11 protein-coding genes are annotated in these 13,847 nt (G+C 61.9%); 2 read left to right on the top strand and 9 right to left on the bottom strand.

Translation table 11 applies throughout. The features are described from left to right. On the top strand, positions 1-969 hold the full coding sequence (locus QO005_RS10455) for an oligopeptide/dipeptide ABC transporter ATP-binding protein (RefSeq protein ID WP_307157962.1): 969 nt from the start codon (positions 1-3) through the stop codon (positions 967-969). Then, positions 969-1,979, top strand: coding sequence for an ABC transporter ATP-binding protein (locus tag QO005_RS10450; protein WP_370878043.1), 1,011 nt, complete (start codon positions 969-971; stop codon positions 1,977-1,979). Before QO005_RS10455 ends, QO005_RS10450 begins: the two co-directional genes overlap by 1 nt. On the opposite strand, the gene QO005_RS10445 is transcribed toward QO005_RS10450, so the two are convergent. The 9 genes from QO005_RS10445 to QO005_RS10405 all read right to left on the bottom strand — a co-directional run bounded on the left by QO005_RS10445 (position 1,954) and on the right by QO005_RS10405 (position 13,351). Beyond that, a complete protein-coding gene (locus QO005_RS10445) occupies positions 1,954-4,710 on the bottom strand; it encodes a LuxR C-terminal-related transcriptional regulator (RefSeq protein WP_307157961.1) in 2,757 nt (918 codons plus the stop codon). The two genes, QO005_RS10450 and QO005_RS10445, sit on opposite strands and share 26 nt — an antisense overlap. 61 nt (positions 4,711-4,771) lie before the next feature. Then, positions 4,772-5,884, bottom strand: a complete 1,113-nt coding sequence (locus QO005_RS10440) for an S-methyl thiohydantoin desulfurase family protein (RefSeq protein WP_307157960.1) — start codon at positions 5,882-5,884, stop codon at positions 4,772-4,774. Position 5,885: 1 nt separating this feature from the next. Further along, a complete protein-coding gene (locus QO005_RS10435) occupies positions 5,886-6,974 on the bottom strand; it encodes an S-methyl thiohydantoin desulfurase family protein (RefSeq protein WP_307157959.1) in 1,089 nt (362 codons plus the stop codon). 7 nt (positions 6,975-6,981) lie between these two features. Further along, the gene (locus tag QO005_RS10430; protein WP_307157958.1) at positions 6,982-8,523 is read right to left on the bottom strand and encodes a hydantoinase/oxoprolinase N-terminal domain-containing protein; all 1,542 of its coding nucleotides are present in this window, start codon (positions 8,521-8,523) and stop codon (positions 6,982-6,984) included. 90 nt (positions 8,524-8,613) lie between these two features. Then, entirely contained in the window at positions 8,614-9,672 is a 1,059-nt protein-coding gene (locus tag QO005_RS10425) for an ABC transporter ATP-binding protein (protein WP_307157956.1), read from the bottom strand. An 11-nt stretch (positions 9,673-9,683) separates the two neighbouring features. Then, positions 9,684-10,787 (bottom strand): ABC transporter substrate-binding protein, encoded by a 1,104-nt coding sequence (locus tag QO005_RS10420; RefSeq protein WP_307157955.1) that lies wholly within the window; start codon positions 10,785-10,787, stop codon positions 9,684-9,686. 43 nt (positions 10,788-10,830) lie between these two features. Then, positions 10,831-11,634, bottom strand: a complete 804-nt coding sequence (locus QO005_RS10415; RefSeq protein ID WP_307157954.1) for an ABC transporter permease — start codon at positions 11,632-11,634, stop codon at positions 10,831-10,833. Continuing rightward, on the bottom strand, positions 11,634-12,575 hold the full coding sequence (locus QO005_RS10410) for an ABC transporter permease (RefSeq protein ID WP_307157953.1): 942 nt from the start codon (positions 12,573-12,575) through the stop codon (positions 11,634-11,636). Before QO005_RS10410 ends, QO005_RS10415 begins: the two co-directional genes overlap by 1 nt. Beyond that, a complete protein-coding gene (locus tag QO005_RS10405; RefSeq protein ID WP_307157952.1) occupies positions 12,572-13,351 on the bottom strand; it encodes an aspartate/glutamate racemase family protein in 780 nt (259 codons plus the stop codon). The genes QO005_RS10410 and QO005_RS10405 overlap by 4 nt, the downstream gene beginning before the upstream one ends. Positions 13,352-13,847 lie beyond the last annotated feature (496 nt).

The following is a 13,847-nucleotide window of genomic DNA, read 5'->3' as shown; positions in this document are numbered from 1 at the left end:
ATGGCGCTTCTCGAAGTTCGCAATCTTCACGTCCGCTTCAAGGCGCAGGGCGGCGATGTCACGGCGGTGCGCGGGGTGGATTTCGACCTGGAGCGCGGTGAAACGCTGGCCATCGTCGGCGAATCCGGTTCCGGCAAGAGCCAGACCGTCTTTGCCATACTGGGCCTTCTGGCAAAGAACGGGCAAGCCTCGGGTTCGGTGCGGTTCGAGGGCAAGGAGATCCTCAATGCGCCGCCCCGCACGCTCAACCCCATCCGCGCCAACCGGATCGGCATCGTCTTTCAGGACCCGATGACCTCGCTCAACCCCTATATGCGGGTGAGCGAACAATTGGAGGAAGTGCTGATTTTCCACAAAGGCATGGGCAAGCGCGAGGCCCGCACGGAAAGCCTGCGCATGCTCGACGCCGTCCAGATTCCCGATGCCCGCTCGCGCATCACGCTTTATCCGCATGAATTTTCCGGCGGCATGCGGCAAAGGGTGATGATTGCCATGGCCCTGCTCTGTCGTCCCGATATCCTGATCGGCGACGAACCGACCACAGCGCTGGATGTGACCGTGCAGGCGCAGATCATGCGGCTGCTGTCCGACCTGCAGCGCGATTTCGGCATGGCGCTGATCCTCATCACCCATGATCTCGGCGTGGTGGCAGGTGCTGCGGAGCGGGTCATGGTGCTCTACGGTGGACAGGTGATGGAGGAAGGTCCGGCACGCGATCTTTTCGCCGCGCCATCGCATCCCTATACGCAGGGCCTGTTGCGCTCCATTCCCCGCCTCGACCGGCAGGACGAACGGCTGGCGAGCATTCCCGGCAATCCGCCCAACATGGCCCGGCAGATCAAGGGCTGTCCCTTCGCACCCCGCTGTCCGCATGCGGGGGAGGATTGTCTGGATCATCTGGCGCCGCTTTCAGCCTTTGCGCCGGGCCGGGCGCGCGCCTGTAACCGAAGCGTGGAGGCACTGGCCTGATGACCGATATCCTGCTCAAGGCCGATGCCGTGCATGTCCGCTATCCCATCCGCAAGGCCGGATTGCTGCCTGGGGCGGAACCGCTATGGCTGAAGGCAGTCAATGGCGTGGACTTCACCCTCAACCAAGGGCAGACGCTGGGGGTGGTGGGCGAATCCGGCTGTGGCAAATCCACGCTTGCCCGGGCGATCATCCGGCTGGTGGAGGCGCAGGGCCGCGTGACCTGGAAGGGCGGCACCGATCTTCTGTCGCTGTCGCCTCGGCAGATGCTCGCCTACCGGGCGGATATCCAGATGATTTTTCAAGACCCGCTGGCCAGCCTCAATCCGCGCATGACCGTGGGCGATTCCATCGCCGAACCGCTGAAGACCCATCGCGAGCATCTCAGCCGACGGCAGATCCGCGCCAAAGTGCAGGAAATGATGGCTCGCGTCGGCCTGCTGCCCGATCAGGTGAACCGCTATCCGCACGAATTTTCCGGCGGCCAGTGCCAGCGCATCGGCATTGCCAGGGCGCTGATCGTCGAGCCGAAACTGATCATTTGCGATGAGCCGGTGTCAGCGCTGGACGTCTCCATCCAGGCACAGATCATCAATCTGCTGATGGACCTGCAGAAGGAAAACGGGCTGGCGCTGCTGTTCATTGCTCATGATCTGAGCGTGGTGAAGCATATTTCCACCGAGGTCATGGTGCTCTATCTCGGGCGTGTCATGGAAATCGCCCCGCGCGACAGCCTCTATCGCAAGCCGCTGCATCCCTATACGCAGGCGCTGCTGTCGGCAGCCCCCGTTCCCGATCCGGCCATCGAACGGGCCAAGACCGCACTTCCCATCCTGGGCGAACTGCCGAGCCCGCTCAATCCGCCCTCCGGATGCGTCTTCCGCACCCGCTGCCCGAAAGCCGCGAACCTCTGCGCCGAACAGGTGCCGGCTCTCAAGGAGCAGCCGTCGCTGGACGGGCACAAGGTCGCCTGCCATTTTCCAGCTACAGCATATTCAGGCGGCGGCTGACGGAAACGGCCATGGTGCGGCGGCTGACGCCGAGCTTGGCGTAAATGTTCTTCAGGTGGAATTTCACGGTCGCCTCGGAGAGTTGCAGGATGCGGGCGATTTCCTTGTTGCTGCGGTCTTCCGCCAGAAGTTTCAGCACCGCTGTTTCGCGGTGGCTGAGGAGGCCGGGCTGCGGCTGATCCTGCACCTGTTCGTTTTCCGGCTGGCGCGGGCGCTTCAGCCCGTGGCCGACGATACGGCTCATGAATTCGACGGCATCGCCACTGAAAGCCTTGAGGCCGAAACGGCGAACCACGGCACGCACGGTCGCTGCAAAATCCTGACCCTCGTCGATGAAGGGCTGGGTTGCCTCATGGGTGCGCGCCAGCGCAATCGCCCATTGCAGATAGGCAAGCGCTTCCTGCTGGCGCCCGGCCTTCCAGGCAGCCCGCACCGCCACGATGCCCGCCAGCAGCCGGTGATGGCCTTGGCCTGCCTGTTTGGTCGCGGCAATCAGGTCTTCCAGCGCCGCGAGCGCTGCCTGCGGATGCCCCTGGGCGATGGCGAGACGGGCCGAGGCGATCTCGAAATCATGAGCCTCCTGCCAGGTCCACAGATCGGGATCGATCCGCGCCTTCATCATCGCCACCTGTTCAGCGGCCTGCTGGGCGGATTCGATCATGCCGACGCCCACCAGAAGATCCATGCGCATGATGCCGGCGGCAATCGTCAGGCGCGGCAGCGCCCGCTCGACGGCCACCTCCTCCGCCTTGTCGATGGCCGCCATGGCCTCCTCGAAGCCGCTGACATGCAGCCTGCTTTTCGCCAGCGAGCGGAACAACCGTGCGAAAAGCTCCACCCAGCTTTCGCCCCGCACCAGAGGCTCGATCACCTCTGTCAGGATTTTCTCGACCGTCTGCACATTGCCTTGAAGGTAGCTCGCATCCGCCGCCACCAGCCGGGCGATGGACAAAAGGTTGCGGTCTCGCCAATAGCGGCTTTCCGCCAGTTGTTCCGCCTCCCGGCAAAACTGAAGAGCTGCGGAAAAATCGCCGCGCAAGGTGCCGATCAGCCCGAGATGGACCAGCATGAAGACCTGCGCATAGGCTGTTTTTTCCTCGCGGTAATGACCCAGCGCCTTGAGGGCACAGCTTCTGGCCGCCTCCAGATCGCCGATCCGCGTGTGGATGATGGCGAGCGTGTTATAAATCCAGCCGAGTTCCCAGGTGGCGTGGGGCGGAAGCGAATCCGCCTGGGCTTGCAGCCGTGCGGCATCGTCCAGTCCCAGACACCGGTCTTCGTAGATATTGATCAGCGCATCGATGTGATCGAGAACGCTGCGATCAATGGTGGCGAGCGCCTGCTGAGACCAGCCTCCACTGGCGTCGAGCAGCATATCCATGCGCTCACGCGCGCCTGCAACATGCCCCCGCTTGGCTTCCACCACCGCGTAACACAGGGTCAGGCCGGGCGATGAATAGAGGATATCGGCGGGGAAATTCTCAATCAGTTCCTCAAGCACCTTGTAGCCTGCCCGCAGGAAAAGATCGACACCACCGGCGCGGCCGATGATTTCCTCCGCCATGCGGAAATCTCCGCTGGCAGCGGCATGCGAGACGGCGCGCTCCAAGAGGCCCTGATCGGCAAACCAGGCGGCGGCGCGCCGGTAAAGATCGCGCAGGGCCTCTTCCCCATCCCGCGCCAGATGGCTGTAAAGCTGGCTGCGCAGGGCAGGATGCAGGCTGAACCAGCCTGAACGGCTTTTCTCGATCACCGGTGACAGTGCATTCAGCCAGTCGCGCCCGTCATCCGTCAGACCGTTACCGCACAGAACCTGCGCCAGCGGCAGGCTGAATTCCTCAAACAGCGCCACCTTGTAGAGCAGATTGCGCACACAATCCGGCAGGCGATCGATCACGGCCTCCTGGACGAATCCGGCGATATCGGCATGGCTACCGTCAAAAAGCGAGGCGCGGCTTTCGTCGTCCTGCGCCGCATCCAGAATACCCCGGCCCAATTGCACCAGCGCTGGCCAGCCGAGCGTGATGCGAAACAGCGCATCGAAATCGCCGTCTTCCGCCACCTCACCCGTCAGCCGGCGCACTTCCGAGGGGCTGAAGACGAGATCGACGGCCAGGATTTCACTGAGAAGGCCGCGCGCCTTCAACCGCGCGGTGGGCACCGGCGGCGGCAGCATGGAAGCGCAGGCCATGCGCAAATTTTCCGGCGCGCTGGTCAGCAATTGTTCGAGCAAGCGCGGCGCTGTGGCAAGGTCGAGATGATCGATCCCATCAAGAAACAAGAGGGACAGGCCGGGCCTGCGGCCAACACTCTCCAGAATGCGCTCCAGACGCCGGTTCGGGCATTCACCTGCTGTTTCGGGTGGCATTTCATCCAGCTGGACGGCAAGGGCCAGGGCAAGATCGCTCAGAAACCTGGCAGGCGGCGTCTGGGGCACGAGCGTCGTCCAGGCACAATGGCTGATCGCGTCAGCCGCCACACCCGGCAGCAATGGCGCGCCGGAGAGAGCCGCATCATAGGCCGTCTTCATCAGCGCGGTCTTGCCAAACCCGGCGGGAGCGCGGAGCAACACACTCTGCCGGCCAAGCCCATCCGCCAGCTTGGAGAGAACATAAGGACGCTCAATGACCTGAAAAAGCATGCGCGGCGGCAGAAAGCGAGGTCCGTCCGCCCCCTGCACGATCACCGGCAAGGGTCTCACCGTCTCCTCGGCAGCGGGACGTTTCAGCATCGGCACTTTCCGTCTCGGTTATGGGTGCAGGGTGCCTCGCCTTGGGCAGGCACCCTCTCCATCACTTCACAGCGGCAAGGCCGCAGTCAAGACCGAAGGGCTGGTATTCGTGCTTGAGGCCGAAGGCGCGAGGCCCGAAAACGGCCAGCGCTTCCCGGGTGCGCATGATAGGCGGCACCCTGACGGCCAGCACATTGACCCGCTGGCCATAGCGCAGCCGTTCGGTGGTAATGGCTTCCGCCGTGTCGAGATCGAGAACGGTGATGAGATCGGGCACGATGGCCAGAACCGCACCATCCTCCTCCTCCGCGACAAGGTTTTCGTTCTGGATGCGGATCTTCACCTTCGGCTTGCTGCTGTCGAAAGGCTCGATGGTCACGACCCCGACAGACCAGCCGTTTTCCTCGCGGCGCGCGACATCGGTGACCTTGCCGGAGGCAATCACCCCGGCATGGCGGTAATGCGTTTTGGCGAAGAAGGCAATCAGCGCGGCAATGGGATCGCTATGGCTGGCCTGCGCCTCCCGCAATGTCCGGCCAATGCCGATGGCCAGCGTCATCGTGGCGGGCACCGAGACATATTTCACCGTAATGCCATCCATGCCGTAATTGGCGATGGAGGCCTGACCGCCCATGCGGATGGTAATGCCGCGCGCATACCATTCGGCTTTCGCAGCACTCGCCGTTTCGATCAGCACCTTGTTGCCGCGCTCGTCCGCCAGCGCCACCGGACCTGCCGGCACGCCGTAGACATTGAAGGTTTCCATTTCCAGCTGCGGAAAGGCACGGCCCATGCCGTCGGCATCGATCACCGGCAGGCGGTGACGGGCGGCCAGCGCAATCGGCACCATGGAATTGATCCCGCCCGCCTCGAAGGGAATGACGGCGGTGGTCTTCACATCGAGATTGGCTTCATAGAAGGCAAGCGCCGTGGCCATTTCCTCCCCGGAGGGGATTTTCTCGATCAGAATGGTGGGCGCCCCCATGGCGCCACAGGCCAGAACCACGGCGTCATCCGCCACCGTCTCCAGCGGGATCAGTTCCACCGGGCCGAACTCGGCAATGGCGGCCTTGGCCATCAGCTTGCCGATATAGGGATCGCCGCCGCCGCCCGTGCCGAGAAGGGCTGCCCCAACGGCCAGATCGTCAATGTCCTGATCGGTGAGAATGGGCATGTCAGGCAAGCTCCTCTATGGAGGTGAAAGGTTCCTGGAGACCGAAACAGGCGGGTCCGAACACCGCCAGCGCCTCCGGCGTGCGCATGATGTCCGGCACCGATACCGCCACCACCGTCACCCGCTGGCCGTAGCGCAGGTTTTCGCTGGTGATCGGCTCCGCCGTTTCGGTGTTCATGATCGAGATGAGATCGGGCACGATGGCCTTGACCTCGCCATTGACGCGCGCCACGAGATTTTCATTCTGGATTTCGATGTCCATGCTGGATGAAAAAGGCGCAATGCCATCGATCCGCGCCCGGCCCATGGTGAAGCCGGCCTTTGTCTCGCGCATCACATCGACGATCTTGCCCTTGAAGATCACCCGCCCATAGCGGTAGAGCGTCGAGGGCAGGAAGCCGAGAAGCGCCTCGATGGGGTTTTGATGGTCCTCATGGGCCTTGCGCAACACCTCGCCAATGCGGATGGCCAGCGTCAGCGTGTTGGGAATGGCGGTGCGCTTCACATCGGCGCCGCTCATCGCATATTCGGCAATATAGGCGCAGCCGCCCATGCGGATAGCGACCGCCCGCGACAGCCATTCCATCTGGCGGTTATCCACCGCCTCGATCAACGCGCAATCACCCCATTCATTGCTGACCGCCATGGGCGAGCCGGAAATGCCGTAAACCCCGAAGGTTTCCATTTCCAGAAAGGGAAAGGCACGGCCCATGCCGTCGGCATCGACGATCGGCAGGCCAAGGCGCGCACCCACCACCAGCGGAATGGTGGAGTTGATGCCGCCGATCTCGATCGGCATGGTGGCATCGGCCTTGCGGCCCAGCCGCTTTTCCAGCCGCTTCAGCGAGGCGACGGCTTCCTGGCCGGAAGGGATCTTTTCCACCAGCACGGTCGGCGCACCCATCATCGCCGTGGGAATGACCAGACTGTCATCGTCAAGGCTCTGCGGGTCGATTACCTCCACCTCGCAGCCCTCGTGAATGCATTGCTGCACCATGAGCCGCCCGACATAGGGATCGCCGCCGCCGCCCGTACCCAGAAAGGCCGCGCCAACGGCCAGATCACCCAACTGCTCGAAATTCAGTTTCATGAAAACCTCACCCGATGACCAGATCGCCGACTGCCTTGACGCGGATGCGGGTGGCGCTGCCCGGCAGATAGGCAAGCGGCACTTCCTCGATATCCATGATCTTGACCGAGCCCGGATGGGCTCCGGCTTTGACCGCGCGCTCCGAAGCCTCGGCCTTGGCGCCGGAGAGCACCACATCGCGCGATGTGCCTTCCAGCGAGAAAATCCGGTCCACTTCGCCGCCGACCTGGGCGATGGCCGCCCCGATGGCATTGGCGACGGATGCGTTTTCCGGGCGGATGACCTTGGACGCAGAAGGCAGATCGCGCGAGACGAGGATCGATCCGCCCCCCACCAGAATGACCGGCAGCGGCTCGGCGCTCGTCTTCATGCGGTCCACCGCCTCGTCCACCATGCGGTGCATGGTGTCGAGCGCCGTCTCGATAGTCCTGGCCGGGATATGCTTGACGCGCGAGCGGTCGCCGATGTCTTCCAGCCCTGCGGCGACGACAATATCGGTGGTGGTCAGCTCATTGCCGCCGAACACCAGGGCACGAGAGGTGATTTCATAGCCGACGGAATCCGGCCCGATCCGCGCGCCGTCATCGCGCACCAGCGAACCGCCGCCAAGACCGATGGCCAGCACATCCGGCATGCGGAAATTGGTTCGCACGCCGCCGATATCGACAGCAACCGCGCTTTCCCGCGGGAAGCCCTGCATCAGCATGCCGACATCGGAGGTCGTGCCGCCGATATCCACCACCATGGCTTCCTTTTCCCCTGCCAGCATGGCCGCACCGCGCATGGAATTGGTGGGGCCGGACGCAAAGGTCAGCACCGGATAGCGCTCCACATAATCCGGCGTCATCAGCGTCCCGTCATTCTGGCTGATGAAGAAGGGCGCGGTGATCGAAAGCTCCGCCAGAGCGCTGCGGAAGGAGGAGACCACCTTGGTGGAGAGATCCGCAAGCGAGGCATTCATGATGGAAGCGTTTTCCCGCTCCAGAAAGCCGACGCGGCCGATTTCATGGCTGAGCGAGACAGAAAGGTCCGGCACTTCATTCTTCAGGATTTCCGCCGCCCGCAACTCCATGTCCGGCGTCACCGGCGAGAAGACCGAAGTGATGGCAGCCGAGCGAATGCCCTTGCGGCGGATGGCATCGGCCACCAGAAACAGCCCGCGCTCATCGAGCGGCGCGATGGTGCGGCCATCGAATTCATGGCCGCCGCGCAGCATGAAGGTGTGGCGGCCAAGGCTCGATGCCAGATCCTGCGGCCAGTCCGTCATGGGCGGCAGGCCCTTGGTGGCGGGCAGGCCAAGGCGCACCGCCGCCACTTCCAGGAGCCGCTTGCGCTCCACCACGGCATTGGTGAAATGCGTCGTGCCGATCATCACCGCCTGGATGTCTGTGACCGAAGCTCCCGTCATGTCCAGAAGCTTCTTCAGCACCGCAACAATGCCCGAGCCGACATCCGACGTGGTCGGGCTCTTGCAGGCACCGATCACCCTTGACCCATCCATCAGGGCCGCATCCGTATTGGTACCGCCGACATCGATGCCTATGCGCATTCTCGTCTCCCACACTGGTCCTTTGGCGCAGACTTCACCGCGCGCGGAGCTGCCCGCACGGAGTGAGCGCCTTGATGTTTCTATGTCGAATTAAGCCATCAACGCCTCGGACCGCTCCGGGTCCCAGGAAACGCTGACGGCCTGTCCAGGCGACAACCGCTCCACATGCGATTGGTTCTGCCGCTCGGCAATCACGTCCTGGCCCGCGACCGACAGCCGGTAGCGCACCAGGGCACCTTGATAGGTCTCCGACATCACCGTGGCGGGAATGCCCTTCCCCGCCGGGCCGATGATGACATTTTCAGGCCGGATGACGAGCTTGACCGCCGCCCCGGCCACAGCGCCCGCCTCGGGGCTGCGCGTTTCCACCGCCACATCGCCGAAGGCAACCGAGAGCCTTGCGCCGTCCCGCGCCTTGACCGTGGCATCCAGCACGTTGGACTGGCCGATGAAGGTGGTGACGAACAGCGTTCTTGGCCGCTCGTAAATCTCTTCCGGTGTCCCGACCTGCTCGATGCGCGCCTTCTGCATCACGCCAATGCGGTCGGACATGGTCAGCGCCTCGTCCTGGTCATGGGTGACATAGACGGTGGTAATGCCCAGCGACTTTTGCAGGTCCTTGATCCAGAACTTCATTTCCTCGCGCAGCGCCTTGTCGAGTGCTGAAAGCGGTTCGTCCAGCAACAGGATGCGCGGCTCCGTCACCAGCACGCGGGCCAGCGCCACGCGCTGCTGTTCGCCGCCTGAAAGTTGACGCTGGTACCGGTCCTCATAGCCCACAAGCCCGACCTGACGCAGGGCCGAGGTCACGGCCTTCTCGATCTCGGCCTTGCTCTTCTTGCGCAGTTTCAGGCCGAAGGCGATGTTGTCCGCCACGCTCATATGCGGAAAGATCGCGTAATTCTGAAAGACGATGCCGATATCGCGCTTTTCCGGCGGCAGATGGGTGACATCATCGGAACCGATGAAGATCTGCCCGGAACTGGGACGGATGAAGCCCGCGATCATCCTAAGCGTGGTGGACTTGCCGCAGCCGGACGGCCCAAGCAGGGAGAAGAATTCTCCCTGCCGGATATGGAGGTCGAGACCTGCAACCGCGACACTGCCGCCATAGGATTTTGCGAGGCTTTTCAGTTGAATATCGGACATCGCCGCTTTCCTTATCCGGCAAAGATGCCGTTAACCGTCTCGACGATCTCGTCTTCGTTTTCGAGATAGGCATTCCAGTCCGGCAGCCAGAAATCCTTGATGGCGTCGGCGCTGTTGACCATCCCGGCCTTGACCAGATTATCCGGCAGCACCGCGTTGGAAACGGTGGGACGCAGATAGAATTCCTGGCCCATATGGGTCATGAAGCTCGGCTCCAGGGCGCGGTTGAGCAGCGCAAAGGCGAGCTTTTTCTGCGTTGGCTCGGCATAGCGGCTCACCGTATAGGTCTGGGTCAGGATCGGCTGCAATTCCTTCCAGTACATCACGGCAAACGGCGCGCCCTTGTCGCGGGCCTGCATGGGCTCGGCATCGCTCTGCACCGCGATGATGACCTCACCGCGATCCATCAGCGTCTGCATATTGCCGGTGAAATCGGAGATCTTGGCCGGCATCAGCGCCTTCATGGCCTCATAACCGGCCTTGAGATCATATTGATCCTTGCCGAACAGGCTGCAGGCCACGAGGAAGAAGTCCATCTGCAGCGTGTTGGAGGTGATGTAGGTGCCGCGCTTGCCGGCAAATTCCGGCTTCCACATATCCTTGAAGCTGGTGGGGGCGGGCTTCACCAGATCGGTGCGGTAAGCATGGACATACTGGTTGAAGGCCCAGGTCACGCCGACGCCGTTGGAGGTTGCAAAGGGCCAGAGGTTCTTGGAATTGGGAACGTTCGGCAGGATTTCCTCGATAGAGTGGAAGAAATCACCGGCCTTGGCCGTCTTGAACATCTCCGGCAGGTTCCAGTTGGTGATGTCGAGCGGCGGCTTTTGCGGACCGTTCGCCACGAATTTCGGAAACCACGGCCAGGTGCTGTCATATTCGATCTTGCAGTTGAACTCCTTGGCGAAGTCGTTCAGCAGATATTTGTGGGCGAGATCGCCCCAGGTGCCGCCCCATTCGCCGATACGCAGAACCGCGCCGCCCGCATCGAAAACCGAGCCGTCATAGACCACATCCTTGGAAAAGGCGTGGTTGATGTTGAAGAGTGGCAGCGTGGTGGCGGCAGCGCCAAGCTTCAGGAGGCTGCGGCGGCTGAGATCGAAGGTCTTATCGGTCATGCATCTTCCCCTTTTTTGTGATGAGACGGCGGTTGTCCTTACCTCAGCCGCCGAAAATACGCTTGAGATTGACGAGACGTGATGTCGCAACCATGGACGCCACCACGAGAAGGATGGCAAAGATGCCCGCCGCCGCCGCCGTGGGTTCGAAGGAGTAGCGCAGCGCCACATACATCGCCATCGGCAGCGTCTGGAGGTTGGGCGCGGAGAGAAACAGCGTCACCTCGAACTGGCCGAAGGAAATGATGAAGGCGAAGATGGTGCCCGCCGAAATGGCTGGCGATATGATTTTCAGCGTGATCAGCCGGAAGGCCGTGAACGGCGATGCGCCAAGCGAGCGGGCCGCTTCTTCCAGGCTGCGATCGAAGCCGACCAGTGCGGCCGTCACCGTGGCGATGACGAAGGGGCAGGTGACGATGACATGGCCGATGACCAGACCCGTGAGGCTGCGCGCCAGGCCGATGCCGGTCGAAACATAGAAGACATAGAGCGCAAGCCCCAGCACCACCCCCGGCAGCACGATCGGCATCATGAAGAATGCCCTGAGCGCGCCGGTGAGACGGCTGGAGGAACGGGTGAGAAACAGCGCCGCCATGGTGCCGAGCAGGGTGGAAATCACGGTGGACACCGCCGCCACGGCAAAGGATACGCCATAGGCCGACAGGAAGGTCGGCGAGGTCAGAAAGGCGATGACCCAGCGCAACGACAGGCCGTGCGGCGGAAAGGTCAGGTAATCGCCCGCATTCAGTCCGGCGAGAATGACGATGATCACCGGAATGAGCAGGATGGCCAGCGTGAAGCCGGAAATGACCTTGAAGGCGAAGGGAATGCCGGTTTCCTCGCGCATCAGCTTCTGCCTCCCGTGCTGAGCATGGCGGCGCGGTGGTAGACGGCCACCGCAATCAGACTGGTGATGAACAGCACGACGGCAATGGCGGCCCCGAACTGCCAGCGACCGGTTTCCGCCACCTGCTGATAGATATGGATGGGCAGCACCATCACTTTCCAGCCGCCCATCAGCGCCGGCACCACGTAAGAGGAAATGGCGAGCGCAAACACCAGCAGCGAACCGGCAAGAATGCCCGGCATCGACATGGGCAACACCACCGACAGGAAGGCGCGCATGCGCGAGGCCCCGAGCGAGCGGGCCGCCTCTTCCAGCGACGGGTGGATGGATTTGATGACGCTGATCAGCGACAGGATCATGAAGGGCAAGGTGATCTGCACCAGCCCGACGATGACGCCGAAGACATTATACATCAGCGGCAGCGGCGTCGAAATCACCCCGAGCCGCAACAAGGTGCCGTTGATCAACCCGTTATCGCCCAGCAACACCATCAGGCCGTAGAGCCGGATGACCATGTCAAGCTGCATGGAGGAAAGAACCAGGATCATCAGCAGCGTATTGCGGCCGGGATTGACGGTCTTGGCGATCACATAGGCCAGCGGATAGCCGAAAAACAGGCTGATGACGGAGACCGTGGCGGCAATGCCGATGGAGCGCAGGATTGCACCATAATACATGTCACGCGTGAAGATGCGGACGAAATTGTCGAAGCTGATCGTGCTGGACAGCGAAATCACACCCGCCACCGACTTGTTGAAGGCCAGCGCAAAGAGCGACACGGTCGGTACCACGAAGAAAATCAGGAAAAACAGGAAGGCGGGCAGCACCAGCCACCAGAAACCGGCATCCGAGAAACGCAGGGCCGCGCCGCCCCGAGAGGCGGCTTTATCGGCACTGGTCTCGATGTTGCGAACCGCCATCGTCACCTTCGTCTCCTTCATTCCGCCGCCACCGACAAGGCCGGGCGCAGCACGTCGTAGCCGATCAACTCCTTTTGCGGCGGAGCCGGAAAGGTGGTCTTGCTCTGGGTAAGACCGGCGCGCACCAGACCGGCGGCGATGTGAATGGCGGTCGGGATCGGATCGACCACCGGAACGTCAATGCCTTCCGCCAGAAGCCCCTGCCGGAGCGCGTCGGCACAGCCCATCAGGCCGGTGCAGCCGAAAAGCAGGGCCTCGGCGCCATTGTCCAGCACGGCGCGGCGCCCCTCCTCCACCAGCCGGGCAGTGGTGGCGGCAAGATCTTCCTCCAGCGCCAGCACGGGAATATCGACGCTGCGGACGGAGGCAAGCTTGGAAGACAGGCCGCACAGGGCTGCGGTGTTTTCAAAGGCAGGAATGAGCCGGCGCATGACGGTGATGACGGAAAACTTGTGTCCGAGCATGGCCGCCATATGCATGCCCGTTTGGCCGGGGCCCATGACCAGCATATCGGTGATTTCCCGGGCGGGCCTGAGACCGGGATCGCCCATGCAATCGATCACCACGGCCTGCACGCCTTCACGCTTTGCCCGCAACACCTGCGCCAACGTGCCGGGGACCGAAACCGCCGCCTCGAATTCGCTTTCGATCGAGCCAGGCCCGGTGGCGATTTCGGCATGGGAGACCAAAAGCCCCGGATGCTCCAGCGCCTTCAGATCGGCAAGCTTGCGAAAGCCCTTGGTGACGATGGGCGAGATGATGCGGACGTGGACATGATCATTTATGGGCATGCTCATAGGGCATAGGCCTCCAACCCCGCTTTCGGCGATACGCGAAGGTGCACCGAGAGTTGTTTTCTTAAAAGCCCCGAGGCGAGTAGTCTCCACCCTCATTTGGATGGGTGGTTTGGGGAGGTTTTCGCTCAACAACCTATCCGAATGGATAGGGATGACTGCGCAAAATCTGATCAAAACAACAGAAAGTCCAAATATTAATCATCAGAAAAATCTTGTAAAGGTTGAAAATCAACACTTTGGCGCGCCAAGACACAAGAGATGCAACTCTCACCATAAGACCCCACCCACCTCACCAAGCAGCAATGGGGAAAATATCGGACTTGATCATCTGTAAATTCTGCCCTGAACGTTCTGTTTTTCAGTACGCAAATGCATTAAGCGACCCAAGAGCATGAGATGCTCCTTATGAAAACATATTAATTTCAATTATTTAATATCACGTCCCTATCCTTTACATATCTTTTTTCGCAGGCACATGCTCACCTTTTAGGCAGCC

This window comes from Allorhizobium paknamense, assembly GCF_030815125.1.
Lineage (GTDB): Bacteria > Pseudomonadota > Alphaproteobacteria > Rhizobiales > Rhizobiaceae > Allorhizobium > Allorhizobium paknamense.
Note: the sequence above shows the minus strand (reverse complement) of the source record. Positions and strands in the feature narration are given on the sequence as shown.